Origin of the sequence: Frateuria sp. (assembly GCF_035695185.1) — a bacterium.
Classification (GTDB): Bacteria; Pseudomonadota; Gammaproteobacteria; order Xanthomonadales; family Rhodanobacteraceae; genus Frateuria_A.
In genome coordinates this window covers 1-23,851 of the sequence record NZ_DASSES010000038.1, presented here as the reverse complement: position 1 = coordinate 23,851, position 23,851 = coordinate 1, and the positions used below count along the sequence as shown (strand labels likewise).

The 23,851-nt window shown below is 70.2% G+C and carries 25 protein-coding genes and 2 pseudogenes; 10 read left to right on the top strand and 17 right to left on the bottom strand.

Features of this window, described 5'->3' with window-relative positions; translation table 11 throughout:
- The 3 genes and pseudogenes from tatB to VFH59_RS02900 all read right to left on the bottom strand — a co-directional run.
- Nucleotides 1–249, bottom strand: a 249-nt coding sequence (tatB, locus tag VFH59_RS02910; protein WP_325163387.1) for a Sec-independent protein translocase protein TatB, incomplete at its 3' end; no start/stop codon positions are given.
- Nucleotides 250–267: 18 nt separating this feature from the next.
- Nucleotides 268–513, bottom strand: coding sequence for a twin-arginine translocase TatA/TatE family subunit (gene tatA / locus VFH59_RS02905; RefSeq protein ID WP_325163386.1), 246 nt, complete (start codon nucleotides 511–513; stop codon nucleotides 268–270).
- 69 nt (nucleotides 514–582) lie between these two features.
- Nucleotides 583–1,266, bottom strand: a pseudogene (locus tag VFH59_RS02900) (lipid-binding SYLF domain-containing protein); the annotation flags it as partial.
- Between the two features lie 100 nt (nucleotides 1,267–1,366).
- Here VFH59_RS02900 and hemH point away from each other — a divergent pair.
- A complete protein-coding gene (gene hemH / locus VFH59_RS02895) occupies nucleotides 1,367–2,407 on the top strand; it encodes a ferrochelatase (protein WP_325163384.1) in 1,041 nt (346 codons plus the stop codon).
- A 7-nt stretch (nucleotides 2,408–2,414) separates the two neighbouring features.
- On the opposite strand, the gene VFH59_RS02890 is transcribed toward hemH, so the two are convergent.
- Nucleotides 2,415–2,846, bottom strand: a complete 432-nt coding sequence (locus VFH59_RS02890; protein ID WP_325163383.1) for a VanZ family protein — start codon at nucleotides 2,844–2,846, stop codon at nucleotides 2,415–2,417.
- Nucleotides 2,843–4,036: a class I SAM-dependent methyltransferase gene (locus VFH59_RS02885; RefSeq protein ID WP_325163382.1), complete on the bottom strand. Its 1,194-nt coding sequence runs from the start codon at nucleotides 4,034–4,036 to the stop codon at nucleotides 2,843–2,845. The genes VFH59_RS02890 and VFH59_RS02885 overlap by 4 nt, the downstream gene beginning before the upstream one ends.
- A 168-nt stretch (nucleotides 4,037–4,204) precedes the next feature.
- Between VFH59_RS02885 and VFH59_RS02880 the strand changes: the two genes are divergently transcribed.
- Both VFH59_RS02880 and VFH59_RS02875 read left to right on the top strand, forming a co-directional pair.
- On the top strand, nucleotides 4,205–4,882 hold the full coding sequence (locus VFH59_RS02880; RefSeq protein ID WP_325163381.1) for a hypothetical protein: 678 nt from the start codon (nucleotides 4,205–4,207) through the stop codon (nucleotides 4,880–4,882).
- A gap of 31 nt (nucleotides 4,883–4,913) precedes the next feature.
- Entirely contained in the window at nucleotides 4,914–5,660 is a 747-nt protein-coding gene (locus tag VFH59_RS02875; RefSeq protein WP_325163380.1) for a pteridine reductase, read from the top strand.
- A gap of 18 nt (nucleotides 5,661–5,678) precedes the next feature.
- Here the strand turns inward: VFH59_RS02875 and folK are convergent, their stop codons facing one another.
- The 4 genes from folK to tsaD all read right to left on the bottom strand — a co-directional run bounded on the left by folK (nucleotide 5,679) and on the right by tsaD (nucleotide 9,056).
- Nucleotides 5,679–6,161 (bottom strand): 2-amino-4-hydroxy-6-hydroxymethyldihydropteridine diphosphokinase, encoded by a 483-nt coding sequence (gene folK / locus VFH59_RS02870; protein ID WP_325163379.1) that lies wholly within the window; start codon nucleotides 6,159–6,161, stop codon nucleotides 5,679–5,681.
- A gap of 4 nt (nucleotides 6,162–6,165) precedes the next feature.
- A complete protein-coding gene (locus VFH59_RS02865) occupies nucleotides 6,166–7,416 on the bottom strand; it encodes a mechanosensitive ion channel family protein (protein WP_325163378.1) in 1,251 nt (416 codons plus the stop codon).
- A 122-nt stretch (nucleotides 7,417–7,538) separates the two neighbouring features.
- Nucleotides 7,539–7,898 carry a dihydroneopterin aldolase gene (folB, locus tag VFH59_RS02860; RefSeq protein ID WP_325163377.1) on the bottom strand — a complete coding sequence of 120 codons (360 nt, stop codon included), beginning with the start codon at nucleotides 7,896–7,898 and terminating at the stop codon, nucleotides 7,539–7,541.
- Between the two features lie 96 nt (nucleotides 7,899–7,994).
- Nucleotides 7,995–9,056: a tRNA (adenosine(37)-N6)-threonylcarbamoyltransferase complex transferase subunit TsaD gene (gene tsaD / locus VFH59_RS02855; RefSeq protein ID WP_325163376.1), complete on the bottom strand. Its 1,062-nt coding sequence runs from the start codon at nucleotides 9,054–9,056 to the stop codon at nucleotides 7,995–7,997.
- A gap of 72 nt (nucleotides 9,057–9,128) precedes the next feature.
- Here tsaD and rpsU point away from each other — a divergent pair, with 72 nt between their 5' ends.
- The 6 genes and pseudogenes from rpsU to VFH59_RS02825 all read left to right on the top strand — a co-directional run.
- Nucleotides 9,129–9,344, top strand: coding sequence for a 30S ribosomal protein S21 (rpsU, locus tag VFH59_RS02850; protein WP_055999514.1), 216 nt, complete (start codon nucleotides 9,129–9,131; stop codon nucleotides 9,342–9,344).
- 104 nt (nucleotides 9,345–9,448) lie between these two features.
- Entirely contained in the window at nucleotides 9,449–9,895 is a 447-nt protein-coding gene (locus VFH59_RS02845) for a GatB/YqeY domain-containing protein (protein WP_325163375.1), read from the top strand.
- A gap of 261 nt (nucleotides 9,896–10,156) precedes the next feature.
- Nucleotides 10,157–10,327: a DUF1328 domain-containing protein gene (locus VFH59_RS02840; RefSeq protein WP_209618895.1), complete on the top strand. Its 171-nt coding sequence runs from the start codon at nucleotides 10,157–10,159 to the stop codon at nucleotides 10,325–10,327.
- Between the two features lie 114 nt (nucleotides 10,328–10,441).
- Complete coding sequence (gene dnaG / locus VFH59_RS02835; RefSeq protein ID WP_325163374.1) at nucleotides 10,442–12,169, top strand: DNA primase; 1,728 nt, start codon at nucleotides 10,442–10,444, stop codon at nucleotides 12,167–12,169.
- 67 nt (nucleotides 12,170–12,236) lie between these two features.
- Entirely contained in the window at nucleotides 12,237–12,860 is a 624-nt protein-coding gene (locus VFH59_RS02830; protein WP_325163373.1) for a DedA family protein, read from the top strand.
- A gap of 186 nt (nucleotides 12,861–13,046) precedes the next feature.
- Nucleotides 13,047–13,256 (top strand): annotated as a pseudogene (locus VFH59_RS02825) (bile acid:sodium symporter); the annotation flags it as partial.
- A 31-nt stretch (nucleotides 13,257–13,287) separates the two neighbouring features.
- Here the strand turns inward: VFH59_RS02825 and VFH59_RS02820 are convergent.
- The 7 genes from VFH59_RS02820 to VFH59_RS02790 form a co-directional block, all read right to left on the bottom strand.
- Complete coding sequence (locus tag VFH59_RS02820; protein WP_325163372.1) at nucleotides 13,288–15,729, bottom strand: CehA/McbA family metallohydrolase; 2,442 nt, start codon at nucleotides 15,727–15,729, stop codon at nucleotides 13,288–13,290.
- A gap of 120 nt (nucleotides 15,730–15,849) precedes the next feature.
- The gene (gene mgtA / locus VFH59_RS02815; RefSeq protein WP_325163371.1) at nucleotides 15,850–18,501 is read right to left on the bottom strand and encodes a magnesium-translocating P-type ATPase; all 2,652 of its coding nucleotides are present in this window, start codon (nucleotides 18,499–18,501) and stop codon (nucleotides 15,850–15,852) included.
- Nucleotides 18,502–18,641: 140 nt separating this feature from the next.
- The gene (locus tag VFH59_RS02810; RefSeq protein WP_325163370.1) at nucleotides 18,642–18,830 is read right to left on the bottom strand and encodes a hypothetical protein; all 189 of its coding nucleotides are present in this window, start codon (nucleotides 18,828–18,830) and stop codon (nucleotides 18,642–18,644) included.
- 269 nt (nucleotides 18,831–19,099) lie between these two features.
- Entirely contained in the window at nucleotides 19,100–20,005 is a 906-nt protein-coding gene (gene cyoE / locus VFH59_RS02805; RefSeq protein WP_325163369.1) for a heme o synthase, read from the bottom strand.
- The gene (locus VFH59_RS02800; protein WP_325163388.1) at nucleotides 20,002–21,207 is read right to left on the bottom strand and encodes a COX15/CtaA family protein; all 1,206 of its coding nucleotides are present in this window, start codon (nucleotides 21,205–21,207) and stop codon (nucleotides 20,002–20,004) included. Before VFH59_RS02800 ends, cyoE begins: the two co-directional genes overlap by 4 nt.
- A gap of 20 nt (nucleotides 21,208–21,227) precedes the next feature.
- Nucleotides 21,228–21,803, bottom strand: coding sequence for a hypothetical protein (locus tag VFH59_RS02795; RefSeq protein WP_325163368.1), 576 nt, complete (start codon nucleotides 21,801–21,803; stop codon nucleotides 21,228–21,230).
- Nucleotides 21,800–22,540, bottom strand: coding sequence for an SURF1 family protein (locus VFH59_RS02790; RefSeq protein ID WP_325163367.1), 741 nt, complete (start codon nucleotides 22,538–22,540; stop codon nucleotides 21,800–21,802). The genes VFH59_RS02795 and VFH59_RS02790 overlap by 4 nt, the downstream gene beginning before the upstream one ends.
- Nucleotides 22,541–22,599: 59 nt before the next feature.
- Between VFH59_RS02790 and VFH59_RS02785 the strand changes: the two genes are divergently transcribed.
- Nucleotides 22,600–22,815 carry a twin transmembrane helix small protein gene (locus tag VFH59_RS02785; protein ID WP_231321978.1) on the top strand — a complete coding sequence of 72 codons (216 nt, stop codon included), beginning with the start codon at nucleotides 22,600–22,602 and terminating at the stop codon, nucleotides 22,813–22,815.
- Nucleotides 22,816–22,929: 114 nt separating this feature from the next.
- Here VFH59_RS02785 and VFH59_RS02780 read toward each other — a convergent pair whose 3' ends face one another.
- The gene (locus VFH59_RS02780; protein WP_325163366.1) at nucleotides 22,930–23,814 is read right to left on the bottom strand and encodes a cytochrome c oxidase subunit 3; all 885 of its coding nucleotides are present in this window, start codon (nucleotides 23,812–23,814) and stop codon (nucleotides 22,930–22,932) included.
- Nucleotides 23,815–23,851 lie beyond the last annotated feature (37 nt).

The window sequence follows — 23,851 nt, the reverse complement described above, 5'->3', positions numbered from 1 at the left end:
GTCGCGGGCGGTGGCGTTCATCTGCGCCTGCGCGGCCTCGGCACGTGCGGCGGCCTCGCGCGCGGTGCGCTTGATCTCCTCGATCTCCAGCTCGCGCTCGACCTCGGCGCGCACGCTGTCCCAGGTGTTGCGCACGCGGCGCACCAGCGCGCCGGCGGTGCGCGCCGCCCCGGGAAGCTTCTCGGGGCCGAGCACCAGCAGCGCAATAAGCGCCAGCAGCAGCATCTTGCCGAAGCTGATCTCGATCATGGCCGCGCCACCGCGCGCTTACTTGGTTTCGCTGGTGTCGCGCGCCTTGCTGGCGGTGGACTCCGAGGGCGGCGGGTCGGCGCGCAGCTGCTCCTGCGCCTTGCGCTTGGCCTCGTCCTCCTCTTCGTCACCCTGCATGGCCTTCTTGAAGCCACGCACGGCGTTGCCCAGATCCGGGCCCATCTTCGCCAGCTTGCCGGTGCCGAAGATCACCAGCACCACGATCAGCAGGATGATCCAATGCCAAAAACTGTCCAGACCCATGACTTCAAACCTCTGACGGACTGTGCCGAAAACGTTGGTTACCAGCCGCTAATGCCAGCAACGGGATCAACGTGCAGTGTACTCCTCCAGCTGGTCGCGGAAGTCCACGACCGCGCCCGGCACGTTGCTGACGCCGCCCTCGAGGATGCGCCGGGGCGTGATGCCGGGCCCGTAGACGGCCTCGTTGGCGTCGTAATCGATGCGCAGGACCGAACCGTCCAGCGCCACGCCGGCGAACAGGCCGCGCGAGCGCGAGTAGGAATAGATCTCCGCCCGCATCTGCGCATCGGTGGCGGCGGTGGCGGTGCGCCCCACCGGACCGGCCGCGGCCGCGGCGTCGGCACCGACGGTGAACTTGCCGTTGACGATCGAATCCACCCCGCGCTGGGTACGGAACACCAGCACCACGTCGGTCGAGGACACGCCCGCCTGGAAGCCCACGCTGCCGCCGGTGAGGGTGATGAAGCTGGGATTGGACCAGGTGCCGTCCGGGCTGCGCACCGAGATCAGCCCCTCGCCGCGGCGACCGCCGAAGATGAAACCGGCCTTGACCATGTCGGGGATCACCGCGATCGCCCGGGCGTTCTGCAGCAGGTCCTTCGGGATCGCCTTGTCCGGCGCCTGCATGATCTCGTGCAGCACGCGCACGGCGTTCTGCGCGCGCAGCAGCGGCGGGTCTTCCGCGTGAGCGGCCATCGCCGGCAGCAACAGCGCCAGCGCGATCAGCGAACAACGACGCAATGCCTTGAACATGGGGTACTCCTTGCGCAGGGGGATGGGTGCGGCAACCGCGCCGGGGGGCACCGCGCGGCTTGTGGCAGACTCCACCGCCTGCTTGCCGCCGATGCCTTCGATGCCACAGCACGATCACTATACCGGCCCTTCCGACCACGGCCCTGACCGGAACGTTCAGGCAGGCGCGTGCGAGACCGGCGTGCTGCTGGTCAACCTGGGCACGCCCGACGCGCCGACTCCGCGCGCGCTCCGGCCCTACCTGGCGCAGTTCCTGTCCGACCGCCGCGTGATCGACTACCCGCGCTGGCTGTGGTGGCCGATCCTCCGGGTGATCCTGGCGATCCGCCCGCGCCGCTCGGCGCATGCCTACGCGCGGATCTGGACGGAGGCCGGCTCGCCGTTGCGCGTGCTGAGCGAGGCGCTGGCCGCGGCGCTGCAGGACGAACTGCGCGGCCACGCCCGGGTGGCGCTGGCGATGCGCTACGGGGCGCCCTCGGTGGGATCGAAGATCGCCGAACTGCAGGCCGCCGGCGTGCGCCGGCTGCTGGTGCTGCCGTTGTATCCGCAGTACTCGGCCACCTCCACCGGCTCGGTGGTCGATGCGGTGGCCGATACGCTGAAGCGCCTGCGCTGGCCACCGGAGCTGCGGCTGGTCAACGACTACCACGACGATCCGGTGCACATCGAGGCGCTCGCCTCCCGCATCGAGCGCTGGTGGGACGCCAACGGCCGCGGCGAGAAGCTGCTGCTGTCCTTCCACGGCATCCCCGAGCGCTACGTGCGGCTGGGCGATCCCTACCTCGCGCAATGCCAGGCCACCGCGGCACGGCTGCGTGCGCGGCTCGGCCTGGACGAGTCGCAGCTGCTGCTCAGCTTCCAGTCGCGCGTGGGTCGCGAGCCGTGGTTGCAGCCCTATACCGACGCCACCGTTCGCCGGCTTGCCGGCGAGGGAATCCGGCGGCTGGACGTGGCCTGCCCCGGCTTCGCGGTGGACTGCCTGGAGACGCTCGAAGAGATCGCCATGCAGAACCGCGAGTTCTTCCTGGCCGCCGGCGGGCATGACCTGCGCTACATCCCGGCGCTGAACGACTCGCCCGAGCAGGTGGCGAGCCTGGCCGCCCTCGTCCGCCGCCACGCGCAGGGCTGGCCCGGCTTTTAGCGGTAGGTCAGCTTCGCGCCCGCTGCACGCCGAGCCAGCGCTCGGTCCGCACCAGCAGGCCGGCCAGCGGCGTGCGCAGCAGCAGTGCGCCCAGCGCCAGGCCCAGCGCGTCGGCTGCCAGGTCCCACACGCTGGCGTCCCTGGGATTGTGCGGCCATTGCGCCAGCTCGATCAGCAGGCCGAAGAACAGGCAGGCGGCCGCCACGGCCAGGCGCCGGCGTGGCCGGTGGTAGAGGTTGCCCCACCAGCCCATCAGTACGGCGAAGGCGAGGATGTGCAGGAGCTTGTCGCCCTCGGGCAGGGCCAGCGCCAGCGCGGTGAGGTGACGGGTCGCCGGCAGCAGGGCGATCGCCGCCACGGCGAGCATCAGCAACACGCCCAGCACGGTCCAGCCACGACGCCAGCGCAGCGGCGCCAGGTCCGGCGCCAGCGCGTTCACAGCCGCCCACCCTGGTCGGCGGCGAGCAGGCCGGCGTCCAGCGGCAGCGCCGACAGCCCACGCGCGAACAGCATCGCCTGGAAGCGCTCGCCCATCTGCTCGGGCAGGGTCAGCCGGCGCACTTCCTGCGCCAGGCGCTGGCGGGCGAAGTCGTCGCCGGCGAGCGCATAGGCCTGCTCGAAGGCCGCCTGCAGCCCGCTGGCGAGCAGGAACTGCGCCTGCGGCAGGTAGGCCGCCACGTCGAAGCCGGCACTGTTGCCGGCCTCGGCCAGCGCGGTGAAATCCACCGAGGCGGTGAGGTCGTTCAGGCCCGGCCAGTGCAGCGGATCGTTGTGCGCGTGGTGGCGGTAGTGCGCCATCAGCGTGCCGTCGCTGCGTGCGGGAAGATAGAACTCCCGGCGCACGTAGCCGTAGTCGACGAACAGCATCAGGCCCGCCTCGAGCGAGCCGGCCACCGCCTGCACCCAGTAGGGCAGCTGCGGCAGCACTTCGGAGCGGTAGCCGTCCGCGAAGGCGTGGCCCAGGTCGCGCTCCAGGTGGCGCACGGCGCCGGCCACCAGCGCGTCGGCCGGGCGATCGGTGCGCATCAGCCGACCCTCGCCGTCCAGCGTCACGTATTCCTCGTAGACCTCGCCCGCGCGCAGGGTGAAGCGCGTGGTCGGCAGCGCGTCGACCACCTCGTTGGCAAACAGCACGCCGCGCCAGTTCTGCTCGGGCGGCCGATCGAGCCAGTCCACGCGGGCGTTGAGCCCGGCCGGCAGCGTGGCGGCCAGCCGTTCGCGCTGGCGCTCGCGCAGGTCGGCGCTGGGTTCCAGGATCAGGTAGCGGCGCGGCAGCGTGCCGGCCTCGGCGAGCGCGCGCAGCGCGGCTTCGGCGAAGGCGCCACTGCCGCCACCCAGCTCGAGGAAGTCGGCCTCGTCCCCGAGCATTGCCAGCACCGGCTGCAGCGCCTGGACCACGCAACGGGCGAACAGGCCGCCCAGCTCCGGCGCGGTGACGAAATCGCCCGCCTCGCCGAACTTGGTCTTGCCGGCGCTGTAGTACCCCAGCCCCGGCGCGTACAGGCAACGCTCCATGTACTGGGCGAACGGCATCGGGCCGTGCGAGGCGATCTGCGCGCGCAGCAGTTGCAGCAGGCGGTCGGAATGGGCGCGCTCGTCGGGGCCGGGATCGGGGAGTCGTGAGGCCATGGGTCGGGGTCGGTCAAAGGTGTACAGGTTAGCCGATGCGGTGTGGGGAGCCTGTCGGAAGCAACGGCTGGCTTCCGCGCCCCTGCCTCGTGTCCTGGCCCATTCCGGCCCCATGCGCCATTCACGGCGGGTCGCCCACACTGGGGCCTCCCGTCCGCAGGAGCAGCCATGGCCGATCCGCCCACCCAGGTTCCCGCCGTGCCGGCGCCGGTCGAGCACGGCCGGATCGCCGCGGCGATCCTCGATTTCGCCAGCCAGATTCCCGGCAGCCACGTGCACCGGGGCCTGCACCCGGAGGCGCAGGCGCGCCAGCTGGCCGCCCAGGCCTCGCGCAAGGCGGCGCTTACCGCCGGCTCGCTGGCGCTGCCGCCCGGGCCGCTCGGCTGGTTGACGGTGCTACCGGAGCTGGTGGCGATCTGGCGCATCCAGGCGCAGATGGTGAGCGACATCGCCGCGGCCTACGGCCAGCACGCCAGCCTGGGCCGCGAGCAGATGTTGTGGTGCCTGTTCCGCCACACCGCAGCGCAGGCGTTCCGCGACCTGGTGGTGCGCATGGGCGACCGGCTGCTGTTCCGGCAACTCTCGGCCTCGCTGGCCGAACGGGTGGCCAGGCGGATCGGCATCAGCCTGACGCAGCGTTCGGTCGGCGCCGGGATTTCGCGCTGGCTGCCGGTGATCGGCGCCGCGGGCGTGGGGGCCTACGCGTGGTATGACACCCGCAGCGTGGCGCACACCGCCATCGAGCTGTTCGGCAGCGGCAGCCTGGTGCAGACCGAGCCGCTGGAGGTGACTGACGGGGCGATCGAAGCGACGCCGGGCCGCCCGGGCAACCCGTCGCCGCCGTGACGCCCCGCCCGCTTTGCGGCAAGCTCGCCGCATGAGCCTTCCGCCCCCCCGCCCCGTCGCCCTGGTCACCGGCGGCGCCCGCCGCGTCGGCGCCTGCATCGCCCGCACGCTGCACGCGGCCGGTTACGACCTGGCCCTGCATTACCGCCACTCGAGCGCGCAGGCCGCCGCCTTGCTGGAGGAACTGGAGCGCGAACGTGCCGGCAGCACGCTGGCAGTGCAGGCGGACCTGGCCGCGACCGACCGCCTGCCCGCGCTGGTGGAACAGGTGCGGGCCCGCTACGGCCGCCTCGACGCGCTGGTCAACAACGCCTCGGCGTTCTTCCCCACGCCGGTGGGCAGCGCGACGCCCGCCCAGTGGGACGAGCTGTTCGCCTCCAACGCCAAGGCACCGTTCTTCCTGGCCCAGGCCGCCTGGCCGGCGCTGCAGGAGGCGCGCGGGGCGATCGTCAACCTGGTCGACATCTACGCCGAGCGCGCGCTGGCCGGCCACCCGATCTACGTCATGGCCAAGGCCGCGCTCGCCGCGATGACGCGCACGCTCGCGCAGGACCTGGCGCCGCAGGTGCGGGTCAATGGTGTCGCGCCCGGTGCGGTGTTGTGGCCTGCCGAGGGCAAGGACTACGACGACCGCACCGCGCTGCTGGCGCGCACACCGCTGCAGCGCGCGGGCGCACCGGAAGACGTCGCTTCCGCCGTACTGTGGCTGCTGCGCGACGCACCGTTCGTCACCGGGCAGATCATCCGCGTGGACGGCGGGCGCTCGCTGGCGGTGTAGCCGACGGCGGCCCGACCGCTACAGGGATACCGTTTCCAGCGGTTCGCTTTCCTGCGGGAACGCCGCCCATAGCTCGGCCATGCTGCGGCCGTCCAGCGGGTGGCGCAGCTGCGGGGCGATATCCGCCAGCGGCCGTAGCACGAAGGCGTGGCGCAATTCCTTGCGCGGGATCTGCAGGTGGCCCGGTCCGTCGAGCACGCGCTGGTCGTACAGCACGATGTCGACGTCGAGGGTGCGGTCCGAATAGCGAGGCACGTCGCGGCGACGGCCGTGGCGGTCCTCCAGCGCGTGCAGCCAGTCGTTCAGCGGCCCGGGTTCCAGCTCGGTCTCCAGCGCGACCGCCAGGTTGATGAAATCGTTGCCCTCGAAACCCACCGCGCGGCTGCGGTAGGCCGGCGACACGGCGATCGCGCCGAAGCGAGCGTGCAGTTCGCCCAGCGCCGCGCGCAGGTGGCGCCGCGGTTCGAGGTTGGAGCCGAGGCTGAGGTAGGCATGCCCCATCGGCTCACGCCTCCGCCAGCGTGCGGGCACCCGCGGAGGCCGCCAGGCCGGCGCGCACGTCGCGGCCGGAAGGCTGCTGGTACAACGCCAGCCCGAACTCCGGCAACAGCGCGAACAAATGCTCGTGGATGTCTGCCTGGATGCCCTCGTACTCGTCCCACGCCGTCGTGGCGGTGAAGCAGTACAACTCCAGCGGGATGCCCTGCGGCCCGCTCGCCAGCTGCCGCACCATGCAGGTCATGCCGTGGTGGATGTGCGGATGGGCCTCGAGATAGGCCTGGACATAGGCACGGAAGGTACCCAGATTGGTCAAGCGGCGCCGGTTCACGGCCTGCTCGCCGGCTTCACCCAGGCCGCGGTTCCACTCGGCCAGCTCGGTGTGCTTGGCACCCAGGTACTCGCGCAGCAGGCGGAAGCGGCCCAGCCGCTCCAGCTCCGCGGCATCCAGGAAGTGCACGGTGGCCGCATCGATCAGCAACGCGCGCTTGATCCGCCGACCGCCCGACTCGGCCATCCCGCGCCAGTTCTGGTAGCTCTCGGAAATCAGCTTCCAGGTCGGGATGGTGACGATGGTGCGGTCGAAGTTGCGGACCTTCACCGTGTACAGCGTGATGTCCAGCACGTCGCCATCGGCGCCCGCGCCGGGCATGGTGATCCAGTCGCCGACCCGCAGCATGTCGTTGGAGGCGAGCTGGATGCCCGCGACGAAACCGAGGATGGTGTCCTTGAACACCAGGATCAGGACCGCCGACATCGCACCGAGCCCGGACAGCAGCAGGCCGATCTTCTTGTCGGTCACCGACGCGATGATCACCAGCGTGGCGATGATGAACAACAGCAGCTTGCCCAGCTGCACGACGCCCTTGATCGGCCGTTGCGCCCCCAGCGAGGTGGAGCGGTAGAGCGACTCCACCGCCGACAGGCCGGCACTCGATGCCATCACCAGGAACAGCACCATCAGCGCATAGGCGAGGTTGCCCACCACCAGCTCGGTGGTCGCCGATACGCCGGGCACCAGCCGGATGCCGGACTGCACCACCACCATCGGGACCAGGCGCGCGATCCAGCGGAACACGCCCCGTTCGAACAGCTCGTCGTCCCAGCGCCAGGCGGTGCGTGCGGCCATGGTGCGGACCACGCGGAACAGCAACACGCGTGCCAGCAGCCCGGCCAGCCAGGCCACGACCAGCAGCGCGGCCGCGTCGGCGATCGTATGCATCAAGGGGGTCTGCGCCCACCCGGGCAGGTAGTCCAAGGGTCACCTCCTGGTTGAGTCCCACGCCGCGAAGGGAGGCGTCGCTCGGACGCGGCGGTGCGGATGACGGGGTGCGGGGCGCCGTCGGCGCCCGTGACAGCCGCTCATGCTAACAGGCGCCGCTATTGCGGCCGGACGCCGCGCTCGATGCGCACACCGACCGATCGGGCGCCGCGTACCGCGCCGGGCTTGGACAGCTTCAGGCGCACCCAGGCGACGCCGAACTCCTCGCGCAGGATCGCCGCGCAGCGCTCGGCCAGCGTCTCGACCAGGCCGAAGCCGGAGCCGCCGACGTACTCGATCAACCGCTTGGAGACGGCCTTGTAGTCCAGCGTGTGCGCGATGTCGTCGCTGGCCGCCGGGACGGTGTTGTCGAACGCCATCTCGATGTCGAACGCGAGCGTCTGGCGAACGCGCCGCTCCCAGTCGTAGATGCCGATCACCGCGTCGATACGCAGGTCTTCGATGAAAACGATGTCCATCGCGCCAGTCTAGGGCAAGTGGGCACGCGTCCCGTGCGCGCCCGGTTGAACGAGCCTGGCGGGACGGCCTGCCTGGCGGTCGCGCACGGTGCGCTCCTACACCGGTTGCAGGCTTTCCAGGTCCCAGCGGGGCGACACCCGCACCGCCTCGTCCTGGCCCTGCCCCGCCGCCAGCCGGATCGCACCGGCCAGGGCGATCATGGCGCCGTTGTCGGTGCAGAACTGCAGCCGCGGAAAATAGGTGCGGAAGCCGTCCTTTTCGCCAGCGGCGGCGAGCGTCTCGCGCAACCGTTTGTTGGCGCCGACGCCGCCGGCGATCACCAGCCGATGCGTGCCGGTCGCCTCCAGCGCGCGGCGGCACTTGATCACCAGCGTGTCGACGATCGCCTCCTCGAAGCCGCGCGCGACATCGGCGCGGGTCTGGTCGGAGCGGTCGGACTGCTGCCAGGCCAGCAGCACCTGGGTCTTGAGGCCCGAGAAACTGAAATCCAGCCCCGGCCGGTCGGTCATCGGACGGGAGAAGCGAAACGCGCCGGGCCGGCCCTGCTCGGCCAGCTTCGCCAGCGCCGGTCCGCCCGGGTACGGCAGGCCCATCAGCTTGGCGGTCTTGTCGAACGCCTCGCCGGCGGCGTCGTCCAGCGTGTCGCCAAGCAGGCGGTACTGCCCGATCGCGCGCACCTCGACCAGCATCGAATGGCCGCCGGACACCAGCAGCGCCACGAACGGCGGTGCCGGCGGATCGGGCTCCAGCAGCGGCGCCAGCAGGTGGCCTTCCATGTGGTGTACGCCGATCGCCGGCACGTCCAGCGCCCAGGCCATCGCCCGCGCCGCCGCCGCGCCGACCAGCAGCGCGCCGACCAGGCCGGGGCCGGCGGTGTAGGCCACGCCGCCCAGGTCCGCCGGGGTCATGCCCGCCTGCGCCAGCGCCTCGCGCACCAGCGGCAGCAGCTTGCGTACGTGATCGCGGCTGGCCAGCTCCGGGACCACGCCGCCGTAGTCGGCGTGCAGCTTGATCTGGCTGTACAACGCGTGGGCCAGCAGGCCCTTGCCGGGCGCCTGGGGTTCCCAGCGCAGCAGCGCCACGCCGGTCTCGTCGCAGGAGGTTTCCACGCCGAGGACGGGCTTGACAGGCGGGTTTGAAATTTTCTCGGTGTCCACGCTATACTTCGCGGCTCGCCCTATTCCACAGGCGCGCCAGGTTGGCGGGCCAGTTTACCACTCGGAGTTTTCATGCCCAGCGTCAAAGTCCGCGAGAACGAGCCGTTCGAGCTTGCCCTGCGCCGCTTCAAGCGCACCTGCGAAAAGGCCGGCGTGCTCGCCGAAACCCGCAAGCGCGAGTTCTACGAGAAGCCGACCCAGGAGCGCAAGCGCAAGCGTGCCGCCGCGGTGAAGCGCCACCTGCGCCGCCTCTCGCGCGACGTCTCGCGCAAGACCCGGATGTACTGATCCCCGCTGCCGCTGCGTAGCGCGCGGCACGGTGGTTTGACATCCCGAGGCCGGTGTTGCCCTGCATGGCGACACCGGCCTTTCGCGTTTCCGGAGACAGCCCCATGAGCCTCAAGCAGCGCATCACCGACGACATGAAGGCCGCCATGCGTGGCGGACAGAAGGACCGCCTGGCGGTGATCCGCCTGATCCTGGCCGCGATCAAGCAACGCGAGGTGGACGAGCGCATCGAGCTGGACGAAGCGCAGACGCTCGGCGTGCTGGAGAAGATGCTCAAGCAGCGGCGCGACTCGATCGTGCAATACGACGCTGCCGGCCGCGTGGACCTGGCGGACGTCGAGCGTGCCGAGATGGCGGTGATCGAGGACTACCTGCCGGCCAAGCTCAGCGACGCCGAGGTCGACGGCCTCATTGACGCGGCCATCACGCAGACCGGCGCCAGTTCGCCGCGCGACATGGGCAAGGTGGTCGGTGTGGTCAAGCAGCAGGCCGCCGGTCGCGCCGACATGGCGCAGGTGTCCGCGCGGATCAAGGCCCGCCTGGGCGGCTGAGCGCCCTGCTTCGTCTCCCTTCCGGGAGAGGATTGAGGCGAGGGCACGGCTTGCAGGGAACCCCCTGCCGCGCTTCGGCCTGCCTCTCCCGCAAGAGTCGCCGCTCGCCCCGCCCCTCTCCCCGCCAGGGAGAGGGGCAAGTCCGCCTCACGCCGTCCACAGCGAGCTGATGCGCACCCTTCACGCCCCATCCCCTACAACGTGGCGGCGTCGCCGGATCGGAGGCCTCCGCCCCCGGCCGCGCGGCGAGGGAGAAGCCGCATGCTCAAGTGGGCCATCATTTTCGCCATCATCTCGCTGGTTGCCGGCTGGCTCGGTTTCGGCGGGATTTCCGGCATCGCCGCGACGATCGCCAAGGTCCTGTTCGTGATCTTCGTGATCCTGTTCATCATCGCCCTGCTGGCGGTGATCGGGGTGTTCCACATCCTCTAGCCGGGCGAGGAAGCGCGCCTTCACCTGCGCGCGCGCGGATGGGCCGCACGGCCCATCCCGCGCATTGCCGCAGGCGCCCCGGAACAGGCGCACAGGCCCTAGACTAGGCCGTCTATGCGCGGCCGTATCCCCGACAGCTTCATCGACGAACTGCTTGCCCGCGTCGACATCGTCGACGTGATCGAGCGGCGCGTGCCGTTGAAGAAGGCCGGGCGCGAATGGACCGCCTGCTGCCCGTTCCACAACGAGCGCACGCCCTCGTTCTACGTCACGCCCGCCAAGCAGTTCTTCCACTGCTTCGGCTGCGGCGCGCACGGCAGTGCGGTCAAGTTCCTGATGGATTACGAACGGCTGGAGTTCCCCGACGCGGTGGAGGAGCTGGCCCAGTCGGTCGGCCTGACCGTGCCGCGCGAGGGCGGCCGCGAGGCGGCACCGCGCGAGGACAAGAGCGACCTCTACGCGCTGCTCGACGGCGCCGCGCGCTGGTACGAGGGCGAGCTGCCGCAGAGCCCCGAGGCGCAGGCCTACTGCCGCAAGCGCGGGCTGGACGCCGACACCATCGCGCGCTTCCGCCTCGGCTGGGCGCCGGCCGGCTACGACGGGCTGATCAAGGCGCTCGGCGGCAGCGACCGGCGCATGCAGCTGCTCACCGAGGCCGGCATGGTCGCCACCGGCGAGCGCGGCCATCGCTACGACCGCTTCCGCGAGCGGCTGATGTTCCCGATCCTCGACCGGCGGGGACGCGTGATCGCCTTCGGCGGGCGGGTGCTCGGTTCGGACCAGGGCCCCAAATACCTCAACTCGCCCGAGACCCCGCTGTTCCACAAGGGCCGCGAACTGTTCGCGCTGTGGCAGGTCAAGCAGGCCAACAGCCAGCTGGCCCGTATCGTGGTGGTCGAGGGCTACATGGACGTGATCGCGCTGCACCAGGCGGGACTGCCGATCGCGGTGGCCACGCTCGGTACCGCGACCACACCCGAGCACACCGAGGTGCTGTTCCGCGCCGCACCCGACGTGGTGTTCTGCTTCGACGGCGACCGTGCCGGCCGCGCCGCCGCATGGAAGGCGCTCGACGCCGCGCTGCCGCGGCTGCGCGACGGCCGCCAGGCCTACTTCCTGTTCCTGCCCGAAGGCGAGGACCCCGACTCGCTGGTGCGCAAGGAGGGCAAGGACGGCTTCGAGAAGCGCCTGAAGGAGGCCATGCCGCTGTCGGACTATTTCTTCGGCGAGCTTTCGCACGACGTGGACACCGCCAGCCTTGACGGCCGCGCGCGGCTGGCCGAACGCGCCCGCCCGCTGATCGCCAAACTCCCCGATGGCGCCTTCCGTGACCTGATGGCGCAGGAGCTGGAGAAGCGCACCGGCGCACGCGCCAACGTCCCGGCCGAGCCGGCCGCGCGGCGCGCGGTGCAGCGGCCGGTGGCGGTGCAGCGCTCGCTGGTGCGCAGCGCCATTGCGCTGCTGCTGGCGCAGCCGGGGCTGGCCGACCTGGTCGAACCACCCTACCGCTTCCTGCGCCTGGACAAGCCGGGCGTGGGGCTGCTTGCCGAACTGGTCGACCTGTGCCGCGCGCGCCCGGGCATCAACCCGGCGATGCTGGTCGAGCATTTCGCCGAGCGCGCCGAGTACCCGGCACTGCAGAAGCTGATGGCGGCGATGGTGGTGGGCGAACCCGAGACCCAGCGCGAGGAGTTCCTCGACGCGCTGGCGCGGATGGACGAGCAGGCCACCGCGCTGCGCCGCGAGGCGCTCACCACCCGGCACCGCGACGGCACGCTGACCAGCGCCGAGAAGGCCGAGCTGCGCGAACTGCTGGCGGCACGCCGCCCGACCCAGAGCTGATCGATGCGGGCGGTCTCCAGGCGCGTGCGCCCTCTCCGACCGGCGCGCGCGCCCGCCAGGATCACCGATGCCGCTGCTTGAACGGCTGGTGCTGCTGTTCGCCGAGAGCGGCTACCTCGCGGTGCTGGCCGCGCTGTTGCTGTGTGGCGCCGGCGCCCCGCTGCCGGAGGACATCACGCTGGTCGCCGGCGGCGTGATCGCCGGTCTGGGCTTTGCCAACGTGCACGTGATGGCGCTGGTCTCGCTGGTCGGCGTGCTGGCCGGCGACGCGGCGATGTTTCTGCTCGGCCACCGGCACGGCGCGCGCATCATGCGGTGGCCGCTGGTGGCGCGCCTGCTGACGCCCGAGCGCTACGGCCGGGTGCAGGAGAAGTTCGCCCGCTACGGCAACCGCCTGCTTTTCCTGGCGCGCTTCCTGCCGGGCATGCGCACGGCGGTGTACGTCACTGCGGGCGCCACCCACCGCGTGTCGTTCCTGCGCTTCTTCCTGCTCGACGGGCTGGCCGCGCTGGTCAGCGTGCCGGTGTGGGTATACCTGGGTTACTTCGGCGCCAACAACCGCGAGTGGCTGGCGATGTGGATCGGCCGCGGGCAGCACGGCCTGTGGATCCTCGCCACGTTGCTGGTGCTGGCCGGGCTGGTGTTGTGGTGGCGCCGTGGCCGGCGCACGCGCTGCGGGACCGATGACTGACCCCGGTCCCGGCGGCCCGTTACCATCGGCCGCTGCGCTGGTGCCTCCCCGCTCCCTCATGCCCCTTGCCCCGCTTCGTCGGCTGCTTCCCGACGGATTCACCCTGGCCCTGCGCGCCGCCGTCGCGCTGGCCACGGTGCTGCCCTGCCGCGGCCAGGCCGCGCTGTGGCTGGACGGCCTCACCGACGCGGCGACCGCATCACGCTGGTGTTCTGCGGCTCGAAGAAGAGCCTGGCCAGCGGCGTGCCGATGGCCAAGATCCTGTTCGCCAGCCAGGTCGGCGGGCTGGGGGCGCTGCTGCTGCCGTTGATGATCTTCCACCAGATGCAGCTGATGGTCTGCGCGCTGCTGGCGCGGCGCTACGCCGACCGCGCAAAGGCGCCCCCGCGCCCGTAGGAGCCCCGTGGGGCGCCCACGGGGCTTGGGACTACTGGGTATTGACCGCCACGTCGTCCACCACGAACGAGGTCTGCAGGCTGCCGTCCTCGGTGCCGTAGAAGTTCACCTGCAGCGTCTGCCCCTTGTAGCCATTGAGGCTGATGCTGTGGTGCTGGTAGCCGCCGGCGGCGTCCTTGTTGGAGAAGGTGGCCAGCGTGATGTATTTGCCGGTGGAGGTGATCACCTGCACCTGCAGCGTGTCGTAGGCGGTGCCGGTGCCCTCGGCACTGTCGATGTGCAGGTAGAAGTCCAGCGTCGCGCTGCCGACCGTCGACGGGATGCTCACCTGCTGCCGCACGTAGTCGGTGTGGCTGCTGCCGTAGCCGTCGAGCCACGCCTTCCAGCTGCCGGCATGGGCCGGTTCGCTGCTGTCGCTGGTGATCACGCCGCTGGTCTGCGTCCAGGCGGTGGCGCCGTTTTCGAAGCCACCGTTGCTGAGCAACTGGCTGCTGCCGCCGCCGCTGCCGTTGGCGACGCTGAAGGCCACACCGGCACTGCTGCCGACGTTGCCGGCCGCATCGTAGGCCTTTGCGACCAGCGTATGCGAGCCATCGCTCAGCGTGGTCGAGTCGAGGCTGGCCTGGTACGGGGAACTGCTGTCGGTGGCCTTCAATGCCCCATCGACGTAGAACTCCACGCGGCTGACGCCGACGTTGTCGCTCGCCGTCGCCGCCAGCGTGATCGTGCCGGCGCTGCCGCTTTCCGAGGCGCTGACCGTCGGCGGCGTGGTGTCGCCACCGCCACCGCCGCTGCCCTGGCTCACCCACACCGGCGCCGACCACAGCCGGTTGCCGTCGGCCTGGGTGATCTTGGCGTAGTAGAAGTGCTCGCCGGTGGTCGGCGTGAGGGTGGTGGTCGCGGTGTCGGACAGCTGCGCGACCGTGCCGTTGCTGCCCGGCACGCCCTCGAACACCTGCACGCGCTGGACGCTGTCGCCGGACGTGCTGGCGTAGTTGACGGCGAGCGTGAGCGGCCCGGTGTTGTCGAACCGCTCGCCCATGACATGGCCGTTGGCGGTGAGCACGATCTGGTCCGCCTTGTCCTCGGTGGCGAATACGCGGCGGGCGCGCAGCGCGTCGAGGAAGCTGGTCAGGCTGAGCGCCGTGCCACTGGGGATCAGCACGCCGGTGCGGTTGGTGTAGCTCGCGCCCCAGTTGGCGCAATGGTTGTCCTGGTCGGAACTGGGCGCCACGTGATAGCCGCGCTCGAGGATCTCGTTGAAGGCGGTTTCGTAGCTCGATCGCGAGCTTTCGGTCTCGCTGGTGTTGACCGAGAAAGCGGAACTGTTGAGCACCTCGGCCAGCACCATCACGCTGTCGCCGTCGGCGGTGTAGCCGAAGTTGGTGCCGTTGACCACGAACTGGCCGCTCGATGCCGGATGGTTGAACTGCCCGACCCAGCCGTGCTGGCGCATCAGCGTGTAGAGCGAGGCGTAGTCGCCCTTGGCGATCTCGTAATCGCCGATCAGCTGGCCCGCACTGTTTTTCTCCCACTCGATCAGGCCGTCGGCGTTGAAGATGTTCAAGTGGCCGCCGTTGCTGATCACGCCCCATTCCTGGCCATACAGGGCGACGAAGCTCGGGTGCGCGGCGCGGAACGAGGAGGCCGCCTGCAGGCCCGAGGCGAACAGGTTGCGCGCGGTGGCCGGGTCGGCCGAGCTGTTGGTGCCGGTGGAGCCGTCGAACATGTGGTTGTGCTCGGAGGTCATCAGCATGTCCAGGCCGCGGTTCATCGCGTATTGGTAGGCATCGGTCGGACCGTAGGCGCCGCTCTGCGGGGCCTGCGCGCCCTGGCAGGTGGCCAGCTCGCCGCCGCCGTCGCTGTGGTTGGTCTGGCTGTGCAGGTTGCCGTAGTAGATCGTGTAGGGCAGCGAGCCGGCGCTGACCGACTGCGCCTGCAACGTGGTGGCGTCCTGGCGCGGCAGCGCGTGGAACGTCGGCACGTGCGCGGGGGCCACGTTGCCAACCTGGATGTCGTAGCGCTGCTCCTCGACGTGACCGGGCGCGCGGGAGGCGGCCAGGACCAACGCGTGGCCCGGCAGGCCCGTGCCCAGCCGCCGCACGTTGTCCTCGTCGAGCGCGATCGCACGCAGGCGCACCGTGTAATACCCGGCCGGCAGCGCATGGTGCTGGCCGTCCTTGCCATCCCAGCGCAAGCGGGCGGTGGCGGTGCGCGCCTGCAGCGTGGTGTGACCCTCCCAGGCACGCAGCACGTCCCCGTCAGGACCGAGCAGCGCGACCTCCCAGGCCACGGGCGTGCCGGGCGTGGCGCCCGGATAGGCGAAGTGCAGCGTCACCGGTCGGCCCGCGGCCGCCTGGAAAGGCACCTGCAGCGCCGCCTCGAATTCCTGGTGGTCGGGCAATGCGGTGCCGGCCCACGCGGCCGGCAGGCCGCAGCATCCCAGGCCCGCCAGCATCAGCGCGCGAGCCATCCAGATTCTTGCTTGCATATGAACCCCTACACGTTTGTAAGGATTCCCCCGACACGTTTTATAGGCGCCGACCGATGGCGACGGTATTGGCAAAATTCGTAGGAAAAATTCCGGGGCGGCTCAGAGCCAGCGGCCGTAGCGGCGCATATACACGTGCTTCACCAGCTGGGTCAGCGCGGCATAGCAAAGCAGCGTCAATGCCAGCCAGCCGAAGTAGGCCGGCGGCAGCGCGGTCATGCCCAGCTTGCTGCCGAGCGGGCTGTAGGGCACGCCCACGCCGATCGCGCCGATGGCTAGGGTCAGTGCCAGCACGGGGGCCGCGGCGACGCTCTGCAGGAAGGGAATCCGCCGCGTACGGATCATGTGCACGATCAGCGTCTGCGAAAGCAGCCCCTCGACGAACCAGCCGGACTGGAACAGCGCCTGGTGCGCCGTGTCGTTCGCGCCGAACAGATGCCAAAGCAGCCAGAACGTGGTCAGGTCGAACACCGAACTGACCGGCCCGACCCAGGCCATGAAGCGACCGATGTCGCTGGCGTCCCACTGGCGCGGCGCCTTCAGGTAGTCGGCGTCCATGCGATCGAACGGAATCGCCAGCTGCGAGATGTCGTAGAGCAGGTTCTGCACCAGCAGCTGCAGCGGCAGCATCGGCAGGAACGGCAGGAACGCGCTGGCGACCAGCACGCTGAACACGTTGCCGAAGTTCGAGCTGGCGGTCATCTTGATGTACTTCATGACGTTGCCGAAGGTGATGCGGCCTTCGATCACGCCCTCTTCCAGCACCATCAGGTTCTTTTCGAGAAGGATGATGTCGGCCGACTCCTTGGCGATGTCGGTGGCGCTGTCCACCGAGATGCCCACGTCCGCCTCGCGCAGCGCGGGTGCGTCGTTGATGCCGTCACCCAGGAAGCCGACGGTGTGGCCCTGGCGCTGCAGCGACTTGACCACGCGAGCCTTCTCAAGCGGCGACATCTTGGCGAACACGGTGGTGCGTGCGACCAGCGCATCGAGCGCGGCCTCGTCGAGCGGCTCGATGTCGCGGCCCTGTGCGGAATGCGCGACTTCCAGCCCGACCTCGCGGCAGATCTTGCGGGTCACCGCCTCGTTGTCACCGGTGATCACCTTAACCGCCACGCCGTGTTCGCGCAGCGCGGCAATCGCGGTGGCGGCCGAATCCTTGGGCGGGTCGAGGAAAGCCAGGCAACCGATCGCGGTGAGGCCGGCTTCGTCGGCGACCCCGTAGGCGCGCCCGCTCGGGCCCTGCCGCTTGACCGCCACCACCAGCACGCGCAGGCCATCCTCGTTGAGGCGGCGGGTCATCGCGCGGATCTCCGCGCGGCGCGCGTCGTCCAGCGTGGTGTCGATGCCGTCGAGCCGCGCGGCGGTGCAGATGGCCAGCATCTCCTCGACCGCGCCCTTGCAGACCAGCAGGTGGTGGCCGTCGTCACCGGCGAGCACCACCGACATGCGCCGGCGCTGGAAGTCGAACGGGATCTCGTCGATCAGCCGGAATCGGCCGGCCATCGGCTCGAGGTCGCGGTGGGCAAGTACCGCCTTGTCCATCAGGTTCTTCAGGCCGGTCTGGAAACGGCTGTTGAGGTAGCCGTATTCCAGCGCCTCGTCCGAGGCTTCGCCGTCGAGGTCCAGGTGACGCTCGAGCACGATGCGGTCCAGCGTCAGCGTGCCGGTCTTGTCGGTGCACAGCACGTCCATCGCGCCGAAGTTCTGGATCGCGTTGAGGCGCTTGACCACCACCTTGCGGCGCGACATCGCCAGCGCACCCTTGCCCAGGTTGGCGGTGACGATCAGCGGCAGCATCTCGGGCGTCAGGCCGACCGCGACCGACAGCGCGAACAGGAACGCCTGCAGCCAGTCGTGCTTGTCCAGCCCGTTGATCGCGAACACCACCGGCACCATCACCGCCATGAAGCGGATCAGCAGCCAGCTCACCGAGCGCACGCCGCGGTCGAAGCTGGTCTGGACGCGCGCGCCGGCGAGCGTGTGCGCCAGCGAGCCGAGGTAGCTGCGCGAGCCGGTCGCCACCACCACCGCGGTGGCGGTGCCGCTGACCACGTTGGTGCCCATGTAGCAAACGGTGGGCAGGTCCAGCGGGTGACCGGCGTTGCCGCCGGCCAGGTCGCGCGCGCTCGGCGCGGCCTTCTCCACCGGCAGCGATTCGCCGGTGAGGATGGCCTGGCTGATGAACAGGTCCTTGGCCGAGAGCAGGCGCAGGTCCGCCGGCACCATGTCGCCGGCGCCCAGATGCACGATGTCACCGGCCACCAGTTCGCCGACCGGAACCTCGATGCGCTCGCTGTGGCCGTCCGCCGCGCGCCGGGTGACGCTGGCGGTGTTGCGCACCATCGCCTTGAGCTGCTCGGCGGCGCGCGAGGAGCGGTATTCCTGGGTGAAGCTCAGCAGCACGCTGATGCCGACCATCACGGCGATGATCGACGGACCGGTGAGGTCCGCACGGTCGGTCGCCAGCTGCACGATCGCCAGCAGCACCAGGACCGCGATGAACGGGTTGCGGCAGGCACGCAGCAGCTGCCGCGACCAATGCGGTGGTTTTTCGTGCGAAACCTCGTTGGGGCCGTCGCGGTGCAGGCTTGCGGCAATGCGCCCGGCATCCAGGCCCGTCGTGCCGGTATCGAGCCGGGCCAGCAGTTCGTCGTTGCGCAGCAGCGCGTAGCCGGCGGCCGTGACGTGCACGGGCGGCGCGCTTCTGCCGGTCGCCCGGGCCGCGGCGGTCTGGAGGGTCTGCCTGATCATCTGTCGCTTCCGTCTGTCGCTTCATCGACCGGGGCGCACCTTCGACCAGGCGTGCACCGGCTACCGCAGGTCCGTTCGTCCGGGCGACGGGACCTGACGCGGTGCTGGCGGAGGCCAGCCCTTGCGGCGCGGACGCAGGCTCATCCGTTCGCCGCGCGCGGCAGCGGCACGGGCTGGGCGACCACCACGGGGTGGCGCTGGGCGGGCAGGCCGGTGTCCGCCAGCGGCGCCGGCACGGTGATGCGGTACACCGGCGGCGCCGCGCGGCGGCGATCCGCCGCAAGGCGGCGCCACAGGCGCAGCAAGGAAACATCGCGAAGGAGGTTCATCACCCATCTCCTCGTATCGGTGCCGGCGGCACCGCAGGGAGTGGGCCGGGCGTTCCTAGTCGAGGAAGGCGCCGGCCGACCGCAGGCGGTCGCCGCAGGCGTTCAGCTTGTGATGCGACGCCGGCACCCGATGCTCGCGGGTGTCGACGCTGCGACTAGGGTAGACGTCCATATGCCTTGGAAGGTCTTGGGGAATGCCACGGCGCGGCGCGCCGGAGGGCGCGCGCATTCTGGTGTCCGCATGCGTGCCTGTCAAGCACGCAGGAGGGTCACGCCGCGCGTTGCAGGGTGACGCCGGCGTCCTGCATGGGACCGATCAGCCAGTGGTCGGCCAGCAGGAAAGCGAACAGCGCCATCAGGTACACGATCGAGTACTTGAACACCCGCATGGCGAAAAACTCGTCCGGCGGATCGAGCAGGCGGACGGCGTAGTAGAGGAAGCCCGCGCCGAGCACCACCGCGCCGCCGAGGTAGACCCCGCCGCTGAATCCGGTCAGCGCGGGCAGCAGGGTCACCAGCACCAGCAACACGGTGTAGAACAGCACGTGCCAGCGGGTGTAGGCGACGCCGTGGGTCACCGGCAGCATCGGGATCTGTGCGCGCGCGTAGTCCTCGCGGCGGAAGATCGCCAGCGCCCAGAAATGCGGTGGCGTCCACACGAAGATGATCAGGCACAGCTGCAGCGCGAACGCGTGCAGGTGCCCGGTCACGGCGGTCCAGCCCAGCACCGGCGGGATCGCGCCGGCCAGGCCACCGATCACGATGTTCTGCGGCGTGGCACGCTTGAGGTAGGCGGTGTAGACCAGCGCGTAGCCGATCAGGCCACCGAAGGTCAGCCACGCGGTCAGCGGGTTGACCAGCAGCGCCAGCACCAGCATCGAGGCGATGCCGAGCGAGATGGCGAACAGCAGCACCTGGCGCGGCTTGAGCGCGCCGGTGGCCAGCGGACGGCGCTGGGTGCGCGCCATCAGCTTGTCGATGCGCTCGTCGATCAGGTGATTGAAGGCGGCGGCCGAACCGGAGGCCATCCAGATGCCGAGCGTGCCGAACACCAGCGCGCGCCAGGGCGGAATGCCCGGCACCGCCAGGAACATGCCGATCACCGCGCAGAACACCAGCAACGCGACCACGCGCGGCTTGGTCAGTTGCAGGTATTCGCGCAGGTGCGCGCTCATCGTCGTGGCTCCATGGACGGCATCGCTCCATCATCCGGGTGTGGCTGGGTGCGCGCCAGTGTCGCCAGCAGCGTGAACAACAGCAGCGCCGCCACGCCGTTGTGCGCGGTGGCCACCGGCAGCGGCAGCCCGAAGTGCACGTTGCTGATGCCCAGCAGCACCTGCGCCACCAGCACTATGCCGATCGCCGCGCCGGCGAGCCGCAGCCCGCGCCGGGCGACGCGATGGCCGAGCCACATGAGGTAGGCGAATACCACCAGCGCGCCGAGCCGGTGCGCGATCTGGATGGCGCTGCGTGCCGCCATGTCGAGGATCCCGCCCTCGTAGTTCACGCCGATGCCGCGCCACAGCACGAAGCCTTCCCTGAAGTCGGTTGGTGGCATCCATTGGCCCAGACACTTGGGGAAGGCGCCCGGCCCCGTGCCGCAGGCGAGCGCCGCATAGTTGGACGAGGTCCAGCCGCCCAGTGCGATCTGGCAGGCCAGCAGCACGATGCCGAGCACGATCCAGCGGCGCAGCGACGCGTGGCGCTGGTCGGGGGCACCGACACCGGCAAGGCGCAACGCCGCATAGGCCAGCAGGGCGAAGGTGGTGATGCCGCCGAGCAGGTGACCCATCACCACGATCGGTTTGAGCAGCAGGGTCACGGTCCACATGCCAAGCATGGCCTGGAAGATGATCACCGCCAGTGCGAGCACGGCGATCCGCCAGGCACCGGGGCTGCGCAAGCGGATCGCCGCGGCCAGCGGCAGGGCGATCGCCACCACCGCCAGCAGGGACGACCAGGCGTGCTCCCCGCGCATGTAGAGGGTGACACCGCCGGCGGCGAAGACCGCGCCGAGCACCACCGCCATGCGTGCCCACCGCGGCCGCCAGGCCGCCATCAGGGCGAGCGCGAGCACCAGCACGCCCAGCGTGCCGGCAAGGAAGCGGTGGACCTGCTCGCGCCAGGCCTTGGTCGCCTCGTAGGGTCGGTCCGGGAACGCCGCGTCGGCGTTCGCCACCGCCTGCTGGTGATGCGGCCAGGTCACCTGGCCATAGCAGGTCGGCCAGTCCGGGCAGGAGAGGCCCGCGTTGGACAGCCGCACGAACGCGCCGAACATCACCACGCCGAAGGCGAACACCGCCGCACAGAGCGCAAGCCAGCGCATCAGGCGACGCACCCTGGCCGCCCCCACCGACGATCCGTTCGCGGCCAGCATGTGGCCGCCACCCTCACCGTTCATTTGATCACCTTGTGCATGTCGCGCAGCAGGCCGGTCCCGTCGAAGCCGGCCGGGTAGTACGCCAGCGCCGTGCCGTTGGACTCGACCAGCAGTGCGCTGACGCTGTCGGGCGCCTGCGGGCGGAAGGCGGCGAGCTTGTCGCCGCCATCGCGGCCGAGGATCCAGAACGACTTCATCGCATCGAGCCGCCCGGGATCGGCCGGCGGGGTGCCGACGTACAGGAGGCGCAGGCGCTTCTGGTTGCGGTTGAGCATGACCCACGCCTTGGCCATGCCGGTCAGCGTCTCGAAGCAGCGCGCGGCACAACCGGGACCGGCCAGCGCGACCAGCGTCATGCGGGGCTCCTCCGGGTTGCGCCAGGCGTAGTCGCTGCCGTCCGCGAGGGTCACGCGCAGGTGCTCGTCGACAAAATTCCGCTGTGGCTGGATCGGCAGGCCGTAGCCCTTCCCGCTCGGCTGCCAGCCGGTGAAGGTCAGCACGCCGGCGGCGATGATCGGCAGCGCGAAGACCGCCATGATCGCCAGCAGCTTCAGGCGGCTGGCCTTGAGGTCGGGAGAGGGAGCGGGGGTCATGGGTTTTCCGTACGGCGCGGGCGGCGCTTGCGGTGCAGGACCAGGAAGATCGCCACTACCGCCACCGCAAAGCTGAACCACTGGAAGGCATAGGCCCGATGCCGGGCGGGCGGCATCGAGGAGAAATCGAAAGCGTGTTCACGTTGATAGACCGCCGTCGGATCCGCGTCCAGCGCGAGTACCCGCGGGTACAAGGGGCGCCCAAGGTCCTTCGCCACCTGCGGGAGGTCGAGATAGATGGTCGTCTTCGGCCAATTCACCTGGCCGGCCAGCGCGTCGCCGCCCAGTTCCAGGCCCACGCCGGGCGGCGGCAGGTAGAGGCCATGCAGGTCGGCCTCGCCGGCCGGCAGCGGCGGCAGCGGAGGGGCCTGCTCATTGCCGGTTCCCGGCAGGAAACCCAGGTCCACCAGTAGCAGGCGCGACGCGCCCGGCAGCGCCAGTGGCGCGTAGACCTCCACCCCGCCGCGGGCGTCGTGGTGCGGGTTGTCGAGCAGGTAGACCCGGTCCGCCAGCCAGCGCCCGCGCACGGTCACCCGCGGAAACGCATCGGCCGGCGGCGCCACCGCCACCTGCCCGAACGGCACCGGCGGCGCGGCGGCCGCGGCGGCATAACGCCGCACCAGGCTGTCCTTGTAGGCGGCGCGGTCCAGCTGCCACACGCCCAGGCGCACGAACAGCGCCGCGGCGGCCACGGTCAGCAGCACGCTCCACCAGGCCGGCCTGCGCCAACGTGTCACGCGGAGGCCTCGTCGGCGGTGGCTATACTGCCGGCTCGGAAGTCGTTCGGACCGCTCACGTGGAAACCATCTACAAAGTCGCGCTGGTGATCATGTTCCTGATCGTGGTGTTCAACCTCGGCCAGGCGCTCTACTACATGATGACCGACAAGGACGGCAGCAAACGCACCGCCTGGGCGCTGACCCGGCGCATCGGCCTGTCGATCGTGCTGATCGCCATGATCATGCTGGGCATCTGGATGGGCTGGCTGCAGCCCCATGGCGTCGGCCGCTGATTGTAGCGGCCCCGGACGGGCGGGCCCACCGGCGCGACATTTAGCGCATCTGCAGCGCCCCAAACGAAAAGCCCGCCATCCGGCGGGCTTTTTCGCTGTGCGGCCGACGTCGCCTCAGAGAATGTAGACGAACATGAACAGGCCCAGCCACACCACGTCCACGAAGTGCCAGTACCACGCCACCGCCTCGAAGCCGAAGTGGTGCTCGGGGCTGAAGTGGCCCTTGAGCACGCGCAGCCAGATAATCGCCAGCATGATCGTGCCCAGCGTCACGTGCAGCCCGTGGAAGCCGGTCAGCATGAAGAAGGTCGAGCCGTACACGCCGGTGTGCAGCGTGAGGTTGAGCTCCCTGTAGGCCTCCATGTACTCGTGCGCCTGGGCGTACACGAACGTGGCGCCCAGCAGTACGGTCAGGCCCAGGAACACCAGGATCTTGCCGCGGTGGCCTGCCTTCAGCGCATGGTGCGCGATGGTCACGGTGACGCTGGAGGTGAGCAGGATCAGGGTGTTGAGCAGCGGCAGCCCCCACGGCGCCACCGTCTGGAAACTGCCGCCGATGTTGGCCGGGCCGTTGCCGCCGCCCGCGCCCCAGGCCGCGGCGTAGTCGCTCCACAGGAACTGGTGGGTCAGCACGCCATGACCTTCGCCACCCAGCCACGGCACGGAGAACATGCGGGTGTAGAACAGCGCGCCGAAGAACGCGCCGAAGAACATCACCTCGGAGAAGATGAACCACATCATGCCCATGCGGAACGAGCGGTCGACCTGGGCGTCGTACTTGCCGGACAGCGATTCGTGGATCACCGAGCGGAACCAGCCGAAGAACATCAGCAGGATGCCGATGAAGCCGATGGCGATGACCGTCTTGCCGAAGCCTGCTTCGCCCGGCGGAGCATTCAGCCAGTGCGCGGCACCGAACACGGTGAGGAACATGACCACCGCGGCCACGATCGGCCACTGGCTCTTGGCCGGTACGAAATACGCTTGCTGCTGACCCATGAGTGATCCCCGTGGATATCTCTTCGTTTGCTTCCAT